Here is an 18,043-nt window from a genome sequence, read left to right as displayed (position 1 = left end):
GGCGGTCATTTGGCCGCAAACGAGGATGAGTACGGAGGACTCAGCTCGACAAGCAGGCCTCTTGCCGTCGCGAGACTGCGCGTCTGGAATCCCTCGTTAAATCGCTGATAGACGGACGCAAGCATATCGCGCGCCTCCTGGCGGCGACCGAATCGCTGCCACAGTTTCGCAAGCGCGATTGCCGCGCGAAGCTCATAGCCCGGCGCCCCCTGACCGCGGGCGACGTCGAGCGCCTGCACGAGGCTCTGCTCCGCTTGCGGAAGATCCGGATGGCTCTTGCGCATCAGCGCTTCCGCTTTGGCGCGCAACATGTCGGGCATGTCCATCATGAAGTTGCAATGCCGGGCCTGGGCGATCGCCTGATCGATGGTGTCCAGGGCCTCGTCGCCGTGACCTGCCGCCGCCAAGGCTTCGGCGAGGGGCATGCGAAGCCCCGCTACGGCACCGAACGACCGGCTCCGCAGCTTCTCGATCGAGCCTCTCAGCATGGCGAGCCCGGCACTGGTCTCATTCCTGGCCAGCAACGTGATACCCTTCATGGCCTCGCCGACCATCTGGAGGATGGCGAGATTGTGCCTTCGCGCCTCCACGATGAATCTGTCGATATGGTCTTCGCAATCCTCCGTGTCGCCATTCCAGAAGAAGACGCCAAATGCCCAGGGAAGCGCTCGACAGAACATGACCGGATGGTTCGCTGCGATGACGTCCGAGATGGCTCGCCGCACCATTTGCGCTGCCTGGTCGGGATATCCCTGAAGCCAGAGGACGCGCGCAAGGGTGATTTGAGCGCGCTTGGGATATTCAAGCGTGAGGCCGCCAAGGACCTCTCCATCCAGGCCCGGCTGCAGCAATGCCGCCTCGACGTATGAGCGGGAGGCCGCGAACTTGCCGAGATATTGGCAGGAGATGCTGAGCAACACGCGCATGCGCGCCACCGCGATGGAATCGTTGCCAGCAAGGGCGACGGCTTCGCCGCGCTTGGCGGTGCCCAATGCCTCATCATACTTGCCGACGAACAATTGCAGCAAATGCAACTGGTCGATCAAACGGATTTGCCCGGGGATGTCGCCGATCCTTTCCGTCAGCTCGAGCGCTCGTTTGAGGTGATTGGCGCCCAGCTCATCCAGCTGTCCCGTGAGCATGCGGGCAGCTCCCAGCGCCGTGTGAAGGACGAGGCCTTGCCTGACGCTCCCATCGATCTCGTCGAGTGCTTCGATGGCGCGGGCGACCCAAAGCTCGCATTCCGCCAGCAGCGACAGCTTGAAGAACAGCGGTATCGCTGCTGCAGCGAGCGACACGCCGGCTCCGCGGTCTCCCTGATCCGAGAAGCACCACGTCAGCGCGGCGCGGACGTTTCCGAATTCCTCGGCAACGGCCGCAAGGTCTCGGCTTGCTTCGCCGCCGACCTTTTCAAGGAGGTCGAGAAAGTAGCCGGCGTGACGTCGCGCGATCGCGGCGGCGCCGCCGCTGGCGGCAAGCTTCTCTTGCGCGTAGGCCCGGGTCGAGTCGGCAAGGCGGTAGCGGGGCGGTTGCGAGCCGGTGTTCAGTGCGAGCATCGACTTGGCGACGAGGCTGTCGATGATTGCCAGGATCGCGTCGTCATCCTCCGTGTCAGCGGCAATCGACCGCGCGGCGTCCAGGGTCATGCTGCCGACGAACACGGACAGTCGGCCGAGAATCACGCGTTCCGCCTCGGATAGGAGATTGTAGCTCCATTCGATGGTTGCGCGCAGCGTCCGGTGCCGGGGCAGTGCGGTGCGTCGTCCCTCCCACAGCAGGTTGAGGTGCTGGTCGAGGAGCTGGACCATTGCTCGCGCGCCATATGTGCTCGCATGACCGGCGGTGAGCTCGATGGCAAGCGGGATGCCGTCGAGCCGGCGGCAGAGATTGCCGACGTCAGAGGCGTTCGCATCCGTCAGCGCGAACTCGCCGCCCCCCGCAGTCGCGCGCTCGACGAAGAGTCTTACGGAAGGGTAGGCAAGGGCGTTCGCGGCCGTTAGAGCGGCCTTCTCCGGCGGGCTCGGCAGCGGCGGGAGCCGGTATGTGAACTCGCCTTCGACGCGCAGCAATTCCCGGCTTGTGGCCAGGATGTGCAGCTCCGGTGCGGCCTGGTAGAGCCGTTCGGCCAGAGCAGCTGCTGCTTCGATGACAGGCTCGCAGCAATCCAGAATGAGCAGCATGCGCCTGTCGCGCAGGAATGTCGCGAGGCTGCTCGTCGGGTCATTCGACCGCGCCCGCAGCCCAAGCGAAGATGCGACGATCGCCGGCACCGGAGCGGCATTGCCGGTCTCACCGAGACCGACGAAATGGACATGACCGGCGAAGTCGGCGAGCAGGGCGTGGCCCGCGGAAACGGCGACTGTGGTCTTGCCGATGCCGCCCGGGCCGACGATTGTGACGAATCGTTGGGCTGTCAGTCGTTCCGATATGTCCTGAATGGCCTGCTCGCGCCCCACCATCTGCCGGGGATGTGCAGGCAAATTATGGGCGTAAGTCGGATCGGCCGGCGCCGCTTGCATCTGTTCCGGGCGCGAGACCGCACCGACGAAGCAGTAGCCCTGACCGGAGACAGTGCTCAGATATCTGGCACCATCGTTGCCGTCTCCGAGTGCCCTGCGGAGTGCGGCGATGTGGACACGCAGGTTGTTTTCCTCGACCTCAGTGCCCGGCCATGTCTTGGCGATCAGATCCGTTTTGCTGACGACGTTGCCGGCCTGCCGGACCAGTGCGAGCAGGAGGTCGAATGCGCGACCCGACAGTTGCAGCATATTCCCGTCTCTCTCGATCCGCCTCTGCGAGGGATCGAGCCGAAACGGCCCGAAGACGAAGATCTCCCGGGCGGCTTCGTCTTGGGCGGAGCAGCCAGCAGCGGTGATCATGTTGTTGCTTTGCGAGCGGGTGGCCATGTGGGAGATATCAACCCGGCGCACGACTCGTCACGTTCTATGACTTGGAGGCACACCAAGACGTGTGAACGTAGTGGTCCGCGAAAAGTAACATCCGGCAGTTTTGGGGTAAAGGATCGGGGCCTATCACTTTCGTCTGGGGGGCGAAGAGAGTCCTATGCAATGAATGCGGGCTTGAGGATGTCTTCCAGTCCGATCCGGCGGAGCAGTTCCGCGCGGACGCTTTCGGCGACGGCGTCGACAGCCGCGGCGCCGTCGTCGTCCGGACCGAAATGAACCCGTAGCGGCCGCTGTCCGAACGGCATGTCGACGACATCGGCTATGGCGGTTGCGACGTCTTGGGGAGTTCGATCCTGCGCCGAGAGTTGGGCGAGTGCCGACAGCGCGATCTCACTCAAATCGGCCGTCGGACCATCTGCGTATTCCTCGGCTCTGACGGTGTCGTGCGGCCGGCCGGAGCGAATGTAGTGGCCGGGTCCAAGCGCGCTTGGGACGACGATGGTCGTCTCGACACCCCAGCGCGCGAGCTCGCCGGCATAGCTTAGTGCGAGCGCGTCCAGCGCGGCCTTGGAGGAGGCATATGCGCCGAGGAACGGAACCGAGCCGCCACGCGCGCTGCTTGACGAAACCCATATCAGCAGGCCCTGGCCCTGCTTGCGCAACTGTGGCAATGCGGCCCGGTTGAGCCGTTGCGCGCTCAGCACGTTGGTGTCGTAGAGTTCGGCGAGCTGTTCCGGCGTAAAGGCTTCCGCCGGTCCGTAGACGACCTGCCGGGCATTGTGCACGACCACATCGAGGCGGCTGTTCTCGGCGACGATGGTGTCGATGGCCGAGTTCACGGAGGCTTCCGAGGAAACGTCGAATTCCAAAGTGCGGAGATCCACGCCGCCTTCGGTTCCGGCCTCCCCAACGGCGTGCTCATCATGGCCATCCGTCTCCCGCATCGAGACGTAGACCGTGTGGCCGGCTTGCGCCAGTTTCCTGCAGGTGCATCGCCCGATGCTGTTTGCAGCTCCTGTGACGATGATCACTTTGCTCATTCGATTCCCGATCGCATTCCAGCTTCCGCAAAGCCGCCAGCGCCGTCGCGACACGTTCATCGTTCGGCGATCGAGCGCCGGCCTTGCGCGAGGAGCAACTGAAATAGGACCTGGCGCAAGAGGGGTCTTTCGAGCCGAGCGAGCGATTTTCAGATCGCACGAAAAATTTCGAGAATGCCCGAAACCGGTTCCGTATGAACCGCCGCGGACCGGACAAGCCCGGACGTGCCTTCGCGAAATTGACAGGGGGTTTCAGAAGATCAGGGCGCGGGTGCCGGCTATGAGGAGTCTGTGCCGCTCGATGAGATGGGCCGTGTGGCCGTTCGGCGAGGCGGCTTGCGCCTTGCAAGGAGAAGAGATGAATCAGTCAGGCAACCTGCCGCGCTCGGGACTCGGCTCGCTCGTGTTGATTGCGGTCGTCCTCGGAGGCGGTGCTGCCGCGTTCGCATATACTGCGGGCTGGCTCTCGCCGGGTCGCCTGACGCCGGAGCGGATGATCGCGGCGCTGACGCCTCCGAGCGGCGCGCCGCTCGGGCACCGGCGAAATCACGCCAAGGGAATCTGCTTCACCGGCGTCTTCGAAGCGAACGGAAATGGCCTGGAGCTCTCGCGGGCCAGGGTGTTTGAACGGGGCACTCATCCGGCGCTGGGCCGCTTCAATCTCGGCACCGCCGATCCGAACGCCGTGGATGCAACCGTGCGGGTGCGCGGTTTGGGATTGCAGATCGCGGCGGACGGCGAAGAGTGGCGGATGGCGCTGATCAACCCGCCGTTCTTTGCAGTTTCCACGCCGCAGGCATTTCACGACCTGCTGATTGCATCCGGCAAGAAGGATCCGGAGGCGATGAAGACGTTCATCCAGGCCAATCCGGAATTCGCCGCCTTCGCGACCTGGGCCAAGACGGCGCCCTGGACCGCCAGCTATGCGGAGGAGCCCTATCACGGGCTCAACAGTTTCATCTTCACAGATGCGAAGGGCGGCGAGCACGCGGTGCGATGGTCGCTGCTGCCGATGGCGCAGGTCACCCCAATTTCGCAAGCCGAGCTGGACAAGCGCGGTCCGGATTTTCTCGAGCAGGAGATCGTGGAACGCGTCCGCGCATCCGGCCCGCAACGCTGGAGCATGGTCACGACGGTCGCCGATCCCGGTGATCCGACCGCGGACCCGAGCAAGGCCTGGCCGGAGAGCCGCCATACGGTGCAGGTCGGAACGCTCGTCGTGCAGCGGATCGAACAGGAGCGGGACGGACCGTGCCGCGACGTCAACTTTGATCCGACCGTGCTGCCGCCTGGGATCCGGCCGTCGGACGATCCGTTCCCGGCCGCGCGCTCGTCGGTCTATCGCAAGTCCTACGATCTGCGTGCGGCCGAAGCCCGAGACTATCCGCGAACCGGGGCCGCCAAGCCATGAGCAATGAGCCCCATCGTTTCGCCCCGATCCAGCGGTCTCTGCACTGGCTGATGGCAGCCTGCATCATCGCCATGCTCTTCATCGGCGTCGGCATGGTGTCTACCGTGGCGCCCAAATATTTGCCGCTCATCCTGATCCACAAGACGCTCGGCGTCACTCTTCTGATCCTCGTCGTGGTCAGGCTGGCCCTGCGACTCCATTACGGCGCGCCGCCGTTGCCGGACGATCTTCCGCCGGCGATCAAGCTGGGAGCGCGATTGTCGCATCTGGCCCTCTATGGCTTCATGATCATCATGCCGCTGTTGGGCCTCGGCATGCTCTGGGCTGCGGCCTATCCGGTCGTCCTGTACGGCGGGATCCGAATTCCGGCGTTGCTGGCGCAGAGCGACCGTGTGCACACGCTGCTGTGGAATGCTCACTTCTATCTCGGCTTCGCGTTCTTTGCCCTTGTGCTGCTGCATCTGGCGGCAGCGCTGTTCCATGCATTGCTCCGCCGCGACGGCGTCTTCGCGACGATCGCGCTCCTGCCGCTTCGGAACAAGGCGACGCCGGCAGAATGAACGCTTCGCGCGCCGGCGAAACGTGCGTCCCGCGTCGTGCGGATGAGACAATAGCGCGGCATCCTCGAAAGATAACCCCGAGCCAGTCTCTGTACGCTTGCTCCCATCCATGACCGGCAGACCGGTCATACGTTCAGGGATCAAGCCATGACGGATGTGTCGAACTCGAAAGCGTCGCTCGGAAGGGCCATTCACGCAATTTCTGGAAAGTGGGGCTGGTTCGTTGCATTGGGGATCGGTGAACTGATCCTCGGCGGCATTGCGTCAGCCAATCTGATGGCGGCGAGTCTCGCCTCCGTTCTCGTCATCGGGGCCACCATGGCAGCCGCCGGGATCTTCCAGATCGTGCATGCCTTTACGGTGCAGGGCCTGCGCGGCTTCCTGTTCTGGCTGCTCGCCGGGATCGTCTATGGCGCCGCTGGCGCCGTCATTCTCTACGATCCGCTGCTGGCTTCGTTGACGCTGTCGCTCGCGGTATGCGCCTTCCTGGTCGTCGCCGGAGTGACGCGGATCTGGGCGGGCTTCCACATGCGGCCGGCCGCGGGCTGGCGCTGGATCGTCGCTGCGGGCGTCGTCACGTTCTGCGTCGGCGTATTGCTGGTTGCGACCTGGCCTTCCATCGGCCTGTGGCTGCTCGGTGCGATGCTGGTCGTCGACCTGATCTTCCAGGGATGGGGCTTCATTGCATTCGGGCTCGCGCTCAGAAGCCGGGCTTCCCGGCGTTCGGCCGAGCCGGCGACGGCGTGAGCCATGATGACGGGTTCGACATTCACGCGGCATCGCGAGATCGCCTGGCGCGGCGGCCGAACGACGTCGACGTCGCGATTGGTTGCCGAGGAGAGCGCCATCGCGCTCACCTACAACGGATCGACCCATGCCGTGATGATGGGGACGCCGGCTGATCTCGAGGATTTCGGTGTCGGCTTCAGCCTCACCGAAGCCATCATCGATAGTGCGAGCGAGATCCGGAGCATCGAGCTGATCTCGAACGAGCTCGGCATGGAAGTGCGGATGTGGCTCGATGGCGATCGCGCGGCGAACCTGGCCGCGCGCCGCCGCGCCATCAGCGGTCCGGTCGGGTGCGGGCTGTGCGGCATCGAAAGCCTCGAACAGGCGCGTCGTACGCCGTCGCGGGTCGAGGGGCGCGGCATTGCCTTTCATGCCCGGGACCTGCTGGGCGCCATGCAAGCGTTGTCTCCGCTCCAGACCTTGAACCAGCAGACGCGATCCGTTCACGCAGCAGCGTTCTGGCGTCCCCGTACCGGCATAACCTTGGTCAGGGAGGATGTCGGCCGACACAACGCGCTTGACAAGCTCGCCGGTGCGATCGTCCGCGACGGCAGCTCGGCCCGCGACGGCGCCGTGCTGCTGACGAGCCGCGTTTCGGTGGAAATGGTGCAAAAGGCAGCGATGATGGGTGCGCCGGTCGTCGTCGCCGTTTCCGCGCCGACCGCGCTCGCCATCCAGACCGCGAACGAAGCGGGTATCACGCTGCTCGCCGTCGCCCGTGATGACGGATACGGCGTCTTCACGCATCCGCGTCGCGTCCTGCTGCCTGAAGAGGCCGCCTCGCGCGCCGGCTGCTGAACGCGCGGGTCTGCAGACATGGCGATGCAAGCCGCATCACCGGAACCCCTGGCCGAGACGCGCGTCGAGGTCTTCGCTCCGGAACGATCGTTATTGGTTGCTTCCGTGCTCAGCATATCGGGAGGCTTCCTCGACGCCTTCACGTGGCTGTCGCTTGGCGTCTTCGCGAGTTCGCAGACCGGCAATGTCGTCTTCCTCGGGATCTATGCGCTATCAGGGCAATGGCAGCGTGCGCTTCACCACCTGCTTCCGCCCGTGGCCTTCGTCCTGGGATCGCTGGTGGCGGTTCGCAGCCGGGCGGCGCTGCGCTGTCTCGTCGGGGAGATCGTGTGCCTGGCCGCGGCGATGCTGATGCTTCATCGTGTTCCCGACGAGGTCGCGATCCCAGTCATCTCCTTCGGCGTCGCGTTGCAATCGGCGAGCTTCAGGCTGGTCGGCCGCTGGAATTATCTCTCGGTCACCGTCACCGGAAACATGCTCCGCGCCATCGATCAGCTCGTTGCAGGTTCCGATGGCGATGCGGCGCGCGGCGCGAGAGCCATGCTTGTGCTCTGCCTGATGTTCCTGTCGGGCGCCGCGGTCGGCGCCTGCGTGACGAGGTGGCTCGGTACGTGGAGCCTCGCTCTGCCGATCGCGTCGTCGGCATGCGTTCTCTGGCTCTGCCGGCACCCAGGCCATTCGCACTGACATTGCTCGTCTGCCGGGGCGCCTGCCATGCCATTCGGCAAAAGGACGTTCGTTCGCGGAAGCGTGTGCGCCGGGTGGTCCGTACACTTTCGGTCAGTGCCGACAAGATGCTTCCGACATCAACTACCACGAGAGGCTGGGATGAACGACCTCCGCAAAGAGACAGACAGCCTGGGTGAAGTGAACGTTCCCGCGGACAAGCTCTGGGGTGCGCAGACGCAGCGCTCGCTCGAGCATTTCAGCATCGGCAGGGACCTGATGCCGCGCGAAATGATCCAGTCCTACGCGATCCTGAAGAAGGCAGCAGCGAACGCCAATTACGCAGGCGGTCGTCTCGACGGCAAGATCCACAAGCTGATCGTCCACGTCTGCGACGAGATCCTCGCCGGCCAGCATCACGACATGTTCCCCCTCCATGTCTGGATGACGGGCAGTGGAACGCAGTTCAACATGAACGTGAACGAGGTGATCTCGAACCGTTGCAGCCAGATCGCGGGCACCGCGCTCGGCAGCAAGCTTCCGGTTCACCCGAACGATCACGTCAACATGTCGCAATCGTCGAATGACAGCTTCCCTTCAGCAATGTACATCGCGGCCGCGCTGAATGTGACGGAGCGCCTAGTCCCCGCGGTCGAAGCCCTGCACGACGGCATCGCGGCAAAGTCGAGCCAGTGGGACGACATCGTCAAGATCGGCCGAACTCACATGCAGGATGCAACGCCCCTGACGCTCGGTCAGGAATGGTCTGGCTACGCCGTCGTGCTTGCCGACAATCTGGCGCGCATCGACGACGCGCTGAAGGGCGTCTACCGCCTGGCGCTGGGTGGCACGGCCGTGGGTACCGGGATCAACGCAGCACCCGGCTTTGCGGAAGCCGTTGCCGCCGAGATCGCGCGGTTGACCGGCCTGCCCTTCGTCAGTGCGCCGAACAAGTTCGCCGTGCAGGGCGCGCACGACGCGCTGGTGCAGCTCTCCGGCACGCTGCGCACGCTCGCCGGCTCGCTCTACAAGATCGCAAACGATATCCGCCTTTTGTCCTGCGGTCCGCGCGCTGGCTTCGCCGAGCTGAAAATTCCCGAGAACGAGCCGGGCTCTTCGATCATGCCGGGCAAGGTCAATCCGACGCAGGCGGAAGCGCTGACGATGATCGCCGTGCAGGTGATGGCGAACGATGTCGCGGTCGGATTCGGCGGCGCCGGCGGCTATCTCGAGATGAACGTCTATAAGCCGCTGATCATTCACAACATCGCACAGTCCATCACCATCCTCGCCGACGGCTGCACCAATTTCCGCACCTTCCTCGTCGAGGGCACCGAGCCGAACCGCAAGAAGATCCAGGAATATGTCGAGCGGTCGCTGATGCTCGTGACCGCGCTTGCACCGGTGATCGGCTACGACAAGGCTTCGCGGATCGCGCATTACGCGATGGACAACGACCTCACGCTGAAGTCGGCGGCGCTGAAGCTGGGCTTCGTCACCGAGCCGGAGTTCGACCGCATCGTCGATCCCGCCAAGATGGTCAGGCCCTACGTTGCCGAGATCAAGGTGCCGCTCGCCATCGGCGCGAAAGCCAGCTGAAGGGAGAAAGACGATGATCCGTTGTGTGCGTCTATGGACCGGAGAAGACAACAACTCGCATTTCGAGGAGGGCTTCCTCGAACTGGAGCCGGGCCAGCGCGGCGACTTCCTGACCGGCAAGATCGATGCCGTCAGCGTCTCCTTCCAGGAGACGGAATCGGGCGGCGCTTTCGCCTGGCACACCGCGCCGGTCCGGCAGCTCGTGCTCACGCTGAGCGGAACGCTCGATTTCCAGACGCGTGACGGTCACCACTTCCTGATCCATCCCGGCAATGTCCTCTTGGCTGAAGACACTGCCGGCTCCGGGCACAGCTGGAAACTGACCGACGATTCGTCCTGGCGCCGTGCCTACGTGATCCTGCGGCCGGGAGCAGAGGTGCCGTTCCGCGCCAAGGCGCGGCAATCGGCACGGGCCTGATCGAGCCATTCGCAACAGCAACACCCAACGAAGGAAAAGACCATGTCAGCAGCTTCCGATCGCGAAACCGACGTCGTCCTCATCGGCGCCGGCATCATGAGCGCGACCCTCGGCGTCTTTCTCAAGGAGCTCGAGCCCTCGCTGTCGATCCAGATGCTGGAGAGTCTTGGAGACTGTGCGCAGGAAAGCTCCGACGCCTGGAACAATGCCGGGACCGGCCACGCGGCGAATTGCGAGATGAACTACACGCCGCAGCGGCCCGACGGCAGCATCGACATCTCCAAGGCGCTCCAGGTCAATGTCGAGTTCGATCTGTCCCGGCAGTTCTGGTCTTATCTCGTCGGGCGGGGCGCTATCGCCGATCCGCGGTCCTTCATCCATCCGGTGCCGCATATGAGCTTCGTGCACGGCGCGGAGAACGTCGACTTCTTGCGGAAGCGGTTCAAGGCAATGTCGGCGCATCATTGCTATGAGGGCATGGAGCATACCGAGGATCCCAAAAAGATTGCAGAATGGGCGCCCCTGGTGATGGACGGTCGCAGCGGCGACGAACCGATTGCCGCAACGCGGATCATCACCGGCACCGATGTCGACTACGGTTCGTTGACGCATTTGCTGGTCAGTCATCTCGTCAGCCAGCCGGGCTGCGCGGTCCACTACAACAGTTGCGTCACCGGTCTTGGTCGGGAGCAGGGCGGACGGTGGCGCGTCGAGGTGCGCGACACCGACAGCGGTGAAGTGCGCTCGGTCCGCGCAAAATTCGTCTTCATCGGTGCCGGTGGCGGCGCGCTGCCGCTGCTGGAGAAATCCGGCATCCCGGAGGGGCGCGGCTATGGCGGTTTCCCCGTCAGCGGGATCTGGCTGCGCTGCGACGATCCGGAGATCAACAAGCGTCATCATGCCAAGGTCTACGGCAAGGCCGCCGTCGGCTCCCCGCCGATGTCGGTTCCGCATCTCGATACGCGCGTGATCGGCGGCCAGCGCTCGCTGCTGTTCGGCCCCTATGCGGGCTTCTCGAGCAAGTTCCTCAAGCACGGTTCGCTGCTCGACCTGTTCGAGTCCATTCGCCCCGCGAACGTCAAGCCGCTGCTGTCGGTGGCGCGCGATAATTTCGATCTCACCGAATATCTGGTCGGGCAGGTGCTGCAATCCGAGGGCCACCGGCTCGCGGCGCTCGACGAATATTTCCCGAAGGCCGACCCGAAGGACTGGAGATTGCAGGTCGCGGGCCAGCGCGTCCAGATCATCAAGCCTGACGTCAAGCGCGGCGGATTGCTCGAGTTCGGAACTGAGCTGGTCGGCGCGGACGATCATTCGCTGGTCGCCCTTCTCGGCGCTTCGCCGGGCGCCTCCACCGCGGCATTCATCGCCATCAGCGTGCTGGAGAAGTGCTTCGCCGGCGAGCTGACGGCCAGCGCCTGGCTGCCGAAGCTGAAGCAGATTGTCCCGTCCTACGGCGTATCGCTGATCGACGATGCGGATTTCTGCCGTCAGATTCGTGCCGCGACGGCGGCGGTCCTCAAGGTCGACAACATTCCGCAGCCGGCCGCACGCGCGCCGGCGGTCGCCAAGCGGGCCTGAACGGGAGGTTGTCCGATGGATCCGACGGCACTCCTCCTGTCGCGGCTGCAGTTCGCCTTCACCATCTCGTTCCACATCATCTTTCCGGCGTTCACGATCGGGCTTGCAGCCTGGCTCACCGTGCTCGAAGCGATGCACCAGTACAGCGGCAAGCCCGTCTACCGGACCCTGTTCGAATTCTGGCTGAAGATCTTCGGCGTGGCATTCGGCATGGGCGTGGTGTCGGGTGTGGTGATGGCGTTTCAGTTCGGCACGAACTGGAGCGTGCTGTCGAAGATGTCGGGCCCGATCCAGGGTCCGCTGCTGTCCTACGAGACGTTCACCGCCTTCATGCTGGAGGCGGGCTTCTTCGGCATCCTCATCTTCGGGCGGCCGCGGGTGCCGCCCTGGTTCTACCTGTTCTCGACCGCGATGGTCGCGCTCGGGACGACGCTTTCGGCGTTCTGGATCATGGTCAACAACAGCTGGATGCAGGTGCCGACCGGCTACGTGTTGGAGAACGGCCAATTCGTGCCTGATGATTGGGCGCAGATCATCTTCAACCGCGTGGTCTGGGTGCGCTTCCCGCACATGCTCCTTGCCTCATATCTCACCGGCGCCTTCTGCGTAGCGGCGACCGGCGCGTGGTATCTGCTGCGGCGGACCTATCGGGCCGAGGCGCATGTCATGCTGCGGATGGGCCTTGCGCTTGCGGCGGTGCTGCTTCCGGCCCAGCTCTTCATCGGGCATCTCGTCGGCGACTATGTTCACGACTACCAGCCGGCCAAGTTCGCGGCGATCGAAGCGCGCTGGCATGATGAACAGCCGGCCTCGGAGGTGCTGATCGCCATTCCGGATTCGAACACCGAATCGAACAAATACGCGATATCGATCCCCGTGCTCGGGAGCATCATCGGCAGCATGAGTCTGACGTCGAAGGAGGTCGGGCTGGCCAGCTTCGCGCCGCAGGACCGGCCGCCGGTGGCGATCCCGTTCTTCGCCTTCCGCATCATGGTCGGCTGCGGCTTCGTGATGCTGGGGCTGGCCTGGCTCGGGAGCTGGCTCGGCCTCAAGCACCGGCTCGATCGGAGCCGCCTGCTGCTGTGGGGCATCTTCCTGAGCTTCCCGCTGCCGTGGATCGCCATTCTCACGGGCTGGTACACCGCGGAAGTCGGCCGCCAGCCCTGGACGGTCTACGGCGTGTTGCGGACCGCCGATGCCGTGACGCCGTTCCTGACGGCGTCCGCCGCGCTGACCTCGCTGATTCTCTTCGTCGCGGTCTATGCCTTCATCTTCTCGTTCGGGACCTACTACATCTACCGGCTGCTGCGCGCCGGTCCGGCGGGACTCGTCGGCAAGCCGTTGCATGTCCCGGTGCCCAACCGGCCGATGTCGCTCGCCGACAAAATGCCGGCAATCGCCGAAGCGGGAGAATAGCCATGGTGATGTTCTGGGTTGCGCTTCTTGCCATCAGCATCCTGATCTATCTCCTTCTGGACGGATTCGACCTCGGCGTCGGCATGCTGTTTGGCCTTGCAGGCAGCGAGGCGAGGCGTGAGGCGATGCTGCGCACGATCGCGCCGGTCTGGGATGGCAACGAGACCTGGCTGGTCGTCACCGGCGTGATCATGTGGGGTGCGTTCCCCGTGGTCTATGCCATGCTGATGCCGGCCTTCTACATCCCGGTCGTGGTCATGCTGCTCGGATTGATCCTGCGCGGTGTCGCGTTCGAATTTCGCGGCAAGGCCTCGCGCTCGCGCCGGGTGTGGGACATCAGCTTCACCGTGGGATCGTTTGCCGCAAGCTTCATGCAGGGCGCGATGGTCGGAGCGCTCGTCGAGGGACTGCAATTTTCCAACGGCGAATATGTCGGCGGCACCTTCGGCTGGCTGACAGCCTTTTCGGTCTTGTGCGGGGTCGGCCTGTGCTTCGGCTATGCGCTGCTCGGGGCCTGTTGGCTGGTGAGGAAGTGCGAGGGTCCGATCCGCGAAGCCACGCGGCGCCAGATCCCGTTGCTCGCGGTTGCCGTGCTGGCCTTCCTCGTCGTCGTCTTCACGCATGCCCTTATCGAGCATCTGCCGATTCTCCGCCGATGGATCGAGCGGCCTTATCTTTTCCTGTTTCCCCTCATCGGTGCGGGTGCCGCCGCAGTGCTCGCCACGAGCATTCTGCGCCACGACGATTACTGGCCATTCCACATGGTTTCACTGATCTTCGCGGCGGCGTTCGGCACGCTCGCCCTGTCGTTCTGGCCCTATATGATTCCGTTTGTCGTGACGATCGACGAGGCCGCGGCGCCGCATGCAAGTCTCGCCTTCATGTTCTGGGGCGCCGGCCTGTTCGTTTTTCCGCTGATGCTGCTCTATGTCGCGGTTGGTTATCGCGTCTTCCGAGGCAAGACGGCTGCGGCGGTGGATCACTACTGACGGGGACACGCTCAAACTGCGAATAAAAAGAAAGGCGCCGGATTCGGCGCCTTTCTCATTCAGGGCCCGAAGTCGTTCAGGATTTGGGCATGACGCCGGGGCTGTTGTCCGGCCATTGCGCGACCAGCTTCTCGTCGATGTTGAAGTGCTGGGCCACCAGCTTGGGCGGTGTGTGGGTCAGCCAGTTGGAGAGCGAGACCTCCTCGTAGCGCGGCGCACGGAACACGCCGACGAACTGCAGCTCTGTGTCGCCGATATTCTCGACATAATGGCCGAGATTGCGCCGGACATAGCCAATGTCGCCGGCCGAGAAATCCGTTGTCAGCGCGTTGGGGCCGGTGTCGAACACCGTCATCCGCGCCTTGCCCTTGATGTAGTACTGCCACTCGTCGGCGTTCGGGTGCCAGTGCATCTCCCGGACCGCGCCCGGCGGCATCGTCACCAGCGCCGCAGCGACGGTGGTGGCCACCTTGAAGTTGCTGCTGTCGGCAACGCGGATGCTGCCGGCGGAGCTCTCCTTGACCGGGGCTGAGCTGCCGAGCGAATGGATGAAGGGGTAGGGCGGTGCCTCCGCATGCTTGGCGATTGCGGCGCGATCGGCGGCGAGATCGCCGGGCACCGTCCCCTGGAAGATCCAGAGATTGTGCAGCGGTATTTTGGCGAAGGCGTCCGCGGGCACACCAAAGTTCTTGGCCAGCACCTCGGGCGGCGTATGGGCGAGCCAGTCTGTCACCAGCAGCGTGTTGAACTCGTTAGCGTGGCCGTCGTCGAAGCAGATCACGAACTCGCAGCCGTCGGGACCCAGGCCCTGCAGCGAATGCGGCGCGCCCGGCGGGAAGTACCAGAGGTCGCCGGCCTTGAGGTCGCCGACATAGGGGCGCCCCTGCGTGTCGAGCACGGTGATGCGGCAGCTGCCGTAGGTCATGATCGCCCATTCGGCGGCCTGATGCCAATGCAGCTCGCGGATGCCGCCGGCAGACAAGCGCATGTTGACGCCGGAGATCTCCTTGGAGATGGCAAAATCCTCGACGGTGACTTGACGGGCCCAGCCGCCATTCTGGATACGCTTCGGCGCATTGTTGAACGAGGCCCAATCCATCGGCAGGCCGCCGACGTCGGTCGCGGGCGGGGTCTGCGCGGAGGGAAACTGCTTGGCCAGTGCGGGATTCTGCGGACCGGGATCGGTCAGGCTGCCGGGGCTCTTGGCGTTGATGGCGCCTTGCGGCGGCTCATCGGGATTGCCGAAGGTTGCGGCCTGCGCACTGGAGCCGACCATGGCGGCACCTGCCGCAGACATGGCCAGCAGATCACGTCTTGAAAACATCTTGGGGCGCTCCTGAAATTGTCGAAAGCCCTCCGTGGCGACGGGCTCCAACCGCCAAGCCTAGTTTCCGCCCGTGGTTTCAGCTTCCGGGAACAGCGCTCTTTTTGCCGGAACGCACTGGCTGCTGTGGCAGGACGGCTGGGACCGAACGTGTGCAATTGAGAAATTCCACGTCGTTTTGAGAAGACGGCCATGCCCGCCCAATCCTTAACTCGCCGGAGAATTGCCAGATCGAGAGACATCGAGATGACCACGAAATCGGTTCGTCCCTACCGTGAACCTGCCGGCGGCTGGGGCGCACTCAAGGCGCTCAGCGAGGCGCTGCTGGTGCAGCGGGTGCCGCTGAAGGGCGCGGCGACGCTCCGCCGGATGAACCAGCCGGAGGGCTTCGATTGTCCCGGCTGCGCCTGGCCCGATCCGAAGCACACATCGTCGTTCGAATTCTGCGAGAATGGCGGCAAGGCGATCGCCTGGGAGGCGACGTCGAAGCGCTGCACGCCCGAATTCTTCGCCGAGCATACCGTCACGGAACTTGCGGGCTGGAGCGACTACGATCTCGAAATGGTCGGTCGGCTCGCCCATCCGATGGCCTACGATGCCGCATCCGACCGCTATCTCCCGGTCGAGTGGAGCGATGCGTTCGACATGATCGGGCGTGAGCTGAAGGCGTTGCCGGATCCGAACATGGCGGAGTTCTACACCTCCGGGCGGACCTCGAACGAAGCCGCCTTCCTCTACCAGCTCTTCGTGCGCGAATACGGCACCAACAATTTCCCCGACTGCTCGAACATGTGCCATGAGGCGACCAGCGTCGGCCTGCCGCACTCGCTCGGCGTCGGCAAGGGCACCGTGCTGCTGGAAGATTTCGACAAGGCCGATTGCATCTTCATCTTCGGCCAAAACCCGGGAACCAACAGCCCGCGGATGATGACCAGCCTGCGCAATGCGGCGCGCCGCGGCGCCTCCATCATCTCTTTCAACCCGTTCCGCGAGCGGGCGCTGGAGCGTTTCCAGGCGCCGCAGAGCCCGGTCGAGATGATCACGCTGTCGTCGACGACGATCAGCTCGAAGCTCTTCCAGGTCCGGGTCGGCGGCGACGTCGCCGTCCTCAAGGGGATCATGAAGGTCCTGGTCGAGGCGGACGAGGCCGCCCGCGCCGCCGAGCAGCCGGAGATCCTGGACTGGGATTTCATCCGCGGTCACACCGTCGGCGTCGAGGCGCTGATCGACGATCTCAAGCGCACGCAGTGGCCAGACATCGAACGCCAGTCCGGCCTGACGCGCGAGGACATGGAATATGCAGCCGGCGCCTATAGGAAGGCGGAGCGCGCCATCCTCGTCTACGGCATGGGCATCACCCAGCATTGGCGCGGTGCGAACAACGTCCAGCAGATCGCCAACCTCGCGCTGTTGCGCGGCAATGTCGGGCGCGAGGGCGCCGGCGTCTGCCCGGTTCGCGGCCATTCCAACGTGCAGGGCGATCGCACCGTGGGGATCACGGAAGTCCCGAAGGCGGACTTCCTCGAGCGACTGGAGCAACGCTTCGGCTTCAAGCCTCCGTCCGCGCCGGGGCACAACGTGGTCACCGCGCTGGAAGCCATGATCCGCGGCGAGGTGAAGGCCTTCTTCGCGATGGGGGGCAATTTCGCCGCCGCCATTCCGGACTGGCAGGCGACCCAGGCAGCCCTCGGCAAGCTCGATCTCACCGTCCACGTCTCGACCAAGCTCAACCGCAGCCACCTGATCCACGGCCGCGCCGCCCTGATCCTGCCGTGTCTCGGACGCACCGAGATCGATATCCAGGCATCGGGGCCGCAGTCGATCACGGTGGAGGACTCGATGTCGATGGTGCATGCGTCCGGCGGCCGCAACAAGCCGGCATCGGAGCATCTGCTCAGCGAGGTCGCGATCATCGCCGGCGTCGCCAAGGCGACGCTGGGCGAGCGCACGGTGGTCGACTGGGACGGCTTCGTTGCCGACTACGACCGCATCCGCGATGCGATCGAGGCGGTGTTCCCGATCTTCCAGGGCTACAATGCCCTCATCCGCGTGCCCGGCGGCTTCCATCTCACCTCGACGGCGCGCGAACGCATCTGGGCGACACCGTCGGGCAAGGCGAACTTCCTGGTCTTCCCGGGTTGCGGCGAGGACCCGCCGCAGAGCGATGATGATTTCCTGTGGCTCACCACCATACGGAGCCACGACCAGTACAACACCACGCTCTACTCGATGTCCGACCGTTACCGCGGCGTGTTCGGCCAGCGCGACGTGGTGTTCCTCAACGAATACGAGCTGAAGAAGCGGGGATTGGCCGACGGCGACCGCGTCGACCTGATCACCGCCTCCACCGACGGCGCCGAGCGGATCGTGCGCAACTTCCGCACCGTCGCCTATTCCTTCCCGGCCGGCTGCTGTGCGGCGTATTATCCGGAGACCAATCCGCTGGTGCCGCTTTATGCCCGCGACCCCCTCAGCTTCACGCCGTCATACAAGGGTGTCCCGATCCGTCTGGTGCGCTCGGCCGGCCCGGAGCAACAGGGGTAACC

14 protein-coding genes are annotated in these 18,043 nt (G+C 64.4%); 11 read left to right on the top strand and 3 right to left on the bottom strand.

Annotated features, from left to right (window positions below; translation table 11 throughout):
* Positions 1 to 5 precede the first annotated feature (5 nt).
* Positions 6 to 2,906, bottom strand: a complete 2,901-nt coding sequence (locus JQ635_RS12450; RefSeq protein WP_211410148.1) for an ATP-binding protein — start codon at positions 2,904 to 2,906, stop codon at positions 6 to 8.
* A 155-nt stretch (positions 2,907 to 3,061) separates the two neighbouring features.
* Positions 3,062 to 3,946, bottom strand: a complete 885-nt coding sequence (locus tag JQ635_RS12445; RefSeq protein WP_211410147.1) for an SDR family oxidoreductase — start codon at positions 3,944 to 3,946, stop codon at positions 3,062 to 3,064.
* 358 nt (positions 3,947 to 4,304) lie between these two features.
* On the opposite strand from JQ635_RS12445, the gene JQ635_RS12440 reads away from it, so the two are divergent.
* The 10 genes from JQ635_RS12440 to cydB all read left to right on the top strand — a co-directional run bounded on the left by JQ635_RS12440 (position 4,305) and on the right by cydB (position 14,173).
* Complete coding sequence (locus JQ635_RS12440; RefSeq protein ID WP_211410146.1) at positions 4,305 to 5,357, top strand: catalase family peroxidase; 1,053 nt, start codon at positions 4,305 to 4,307, stop codon at positions 5,355 to 5,357.
* Positions 5,354 to 5,917: a cytochrome b gene (locus tag JQ635_RS12435; RefSeq protein ID WP_211410145.1), complete on the top strand. Its 564-nt coding sequence runs from the start codon at positions 5,354 to 5,356 to the stop codon at positions 5,915 to 5,917. The genes JQ635_RS12440 and JQ635_RS12435 overlap by 4 nt, the downstream gene beginning before the upstream one ends.
* A 147-nt stretch (positions 5,918 to 6,064) precedes the next feature.
* The gene (locus tag JQ635_RS12430) at positions 6,065 to 6,664 is read left to right on the top strand and encodes an HdeD family acid-resistance protein (protein WP_211410144.1); all 600 of its coding nucleotides are present in this window, start codon (positions 6,065 to 6,067) and stop codon (positions 6,662 to 6,664) included.
* A gap of 3 nt (positions 6,665 to 6,667) precedes the next feature.
* Positions 6,668 to 7,504: a formate dehydrogenase accessory sulfurtransferase FdhD gene (fdhD, locus tag JQ635_RS12425; RefSeq protein ID WP_211410143.1), complete on the top strand. Its 837-nt coding sequence runs from the start codon at positions 6,668 to 6,670 to the stop codon at positions 7,502 to 7,504.
* 18 nt (positions 7,505 to 7,522) lie between these two features.
* A complete protein-coding gene (locus tag JQ635_RS12420; protein WP_211410142.1) occupies positions 7,523 to 8,191 on the top strand; it encodes a YoaK family protein in 669 nt (222 codons plus the stop codon).
* Between the two features lie 141 nt (positions 8,192 to 8,332).
* Positions 8,333 to 9,769 carry a class II fumarate hydratase gene (gene fumC, locus JQ635_RS12415; RefSeq protein ID WP_211410141.1) on the top strand — a complete coding sequence of 479 codons (1,437 nt, stop codon included), beginning with the start codon at positions 8,333 to 8,335 and terminating at the stop codon, positions 9,767 to 9,769.
* Positions 9,770 to 9,782: 13 nt separating this feature from the next.
* Complete coding sequence (locus tag JQ635_RS12410) at positions 9,783 to 10,187, top strand: hypothetical protein (protein WP_211410140.1); 405 nt, start codon at positions 9,783 to 9,785, stop codon at positions 10,185 to 10,187.
* Between the two features lie 42 nt (positions 10,188 to 10,229).
* Positions 10,230 to 11,768 (top strand): malate dehydrogenase (quinone), encoded by a 1,539-nt coding sequence (gene mqo / locus JQ635_RS12405; RefSeq protein ID WP_211410139.1) that lies wholly within the window; start codon positions 10,230 to 10,232, stop codon positions 11,766 to 11,768.
* A 15-nt stretch (positions 11,769 to 11,783) separates the two neighbouring features.
* Entirely contained in the window at positions 11,784 to 13,184 is a 1,401-nt protein-coding gene (locus JQ635_RS12400; RefSeq protein WP_211410138.1) for a cytochrome ubiquinol oxidase subunit I, read from the top strand.
* A 2-nt stretch (positions 13,185 to 13,186) separates the two neighbouring features.
* Complete coding sequence (gene cydB, locus JQ635_RS12395; protein ID WP_211410137.1) at positions 13,187 to 14,173, top strand: cytochrome d ubiquinol oxidase subunit II; 987 nt, start codon at positions 13,187 to 13,189, stop codon at positions 14,171 to 14,173.
* A gap of 76 nt (positions 14,174 to 14,249) precedes the next feature.
* Here the strand turns inward: cydB and JQ635_RS12390 are convergent, their stop codons facing one another.
* A complete protein-coding gene (locus JQ635_RS12390) occupies positions 14,250 to 15,497 on the bottom strand; it encodes an oxalate decarboxylase family bicupin (RefSeq protein WP_211410136.1) in 1,248 nt (415 codons plus the stop codon).
* A gap of 246 nt (positions 15,498 to 15,743) precedes the next feature.
* Between JQ635_RS12390 and JQ635_RS12385 the strand changes: the two genes are divergently transcribed.
* On the top strand, positions 15,744 to 18,041 hold the full coding sequence (locus tag JQ635_RS12385; protein ID WP_211410135.1) for an FdhF/YdeP family oxidoreductase: 2,298 nt from the start codon (positions 15,744 to 15,746) through the stop codon (positions 18,039 to 18,041).
* Positions 18,042 to 18,043 lie beyond the last annotated feature (2 nt).

Origin of the sequence: Bradyrhizobium iriomotense (assembly GCF_018130765.1) — a bacterium.
Lineage (GTDB): Bacteria > Pseudomonadota > Alphaproteobacteria > Rhizobiales > Xanthobacteraceae > Bradyrhizobium > Bradyrhizobium iriomotense_A.
This window is presented reverse-complemented; position numbering and strand designations above follow the sequence as displayed.

Coding starts and splice junctions, on each gene's coding strand:
- fumC (WP_211410141.1), top strand. CDS start 8,333: ATGAACGACCTCCGCAAAGAGACAGACAGCCTGGGTGAAGTGAACGTT.
- JQ635_RS12420 (WP_211410142.1), top strand. CDS start 7,523: ATGGCGATGCAAGCCGCATCACCGGAACCCCTGGCCGAGACGCGCGTC.
- JQ635_RS12385 (WP_211410135.1), top strand. CDS start 15,744: ATGACCACGAAATCGGTTCGTCCCTACCGTGAACCTGCCGGCGGCTGG.
- JQ635_RS12390 (WP_211410136.1), bottom strand. CDS start 15,497: ATGTTTTCAAGACGTGATCTGCTGGCCATGTCTGCGGCAGGTGCCGCC.
- JQ635_RS12410 (WP_211410140.1), top strand. CDS start 9,783: ATGATCCGTTGTGTGCGTCTATGGACCGGAGAAGACAACAACTCGCAT.
- JQ635_RS12440 (WP_211410146.1), top strand. CDS start 4,305: ATGAATCAGTCAGGCAACCTGCCGCGCTCGGGACTCGGCTCGCTCGTG.
- cydB (WP_211410137.1), top strand. CDS start 13,187: ATGGTGATGTTCTGGGTTGCGCTTCTTGCCATCAGCATCCTGATCTAT.
- JQ635_RS12400 (WP_211410138.1), top strand. CDS start 11,784: ATGGATCCGACGGCACTCCTCCTGTCGCGGCTGCAGTTCGCCTTCACC.
- JQ635_RS12435 (WP_211410145.1), top strand. CDS start 5,354: ATGAGCAATGAGCCCCATCGTTTCGCCCCGATCCAGCGGTCTCTGCAC.
- fdhD (WP_211410143.1), top strand. CDS start 6,668: ATGATGACGGGTTCGACATTCACGCGGCATCGCGAGATCGCCTGGCGC.
- mqo (WP_211410139.1), top strand. CDS start 10,230: ATGTCAGCAGCTTCCGATCGCGAAACCGACGTCGTCCTCATCGGCGCC.
- JQ635_RS12450 (WP_211410148.1), bottom strand. CDS start 2,906: ATGGCCACCCGCTCGCAAAGCAACAACATGATCACCGCTGCTGGCTGC.
- JQ635_RS12430 (WP_211410144.1), top strand. CDS start 6,065: ATGACGGATGTGTCGAACTCGAAAGCGTCGCTCGGAAGGGCCATTCAC.
- JQ635_RS12445 (WP_211410147.1), bottom strand. CDS start 3,946: ATGAGCAAAGTGATCATCGTCACAGGAGCTGCAAACAGCATCGGGCGA.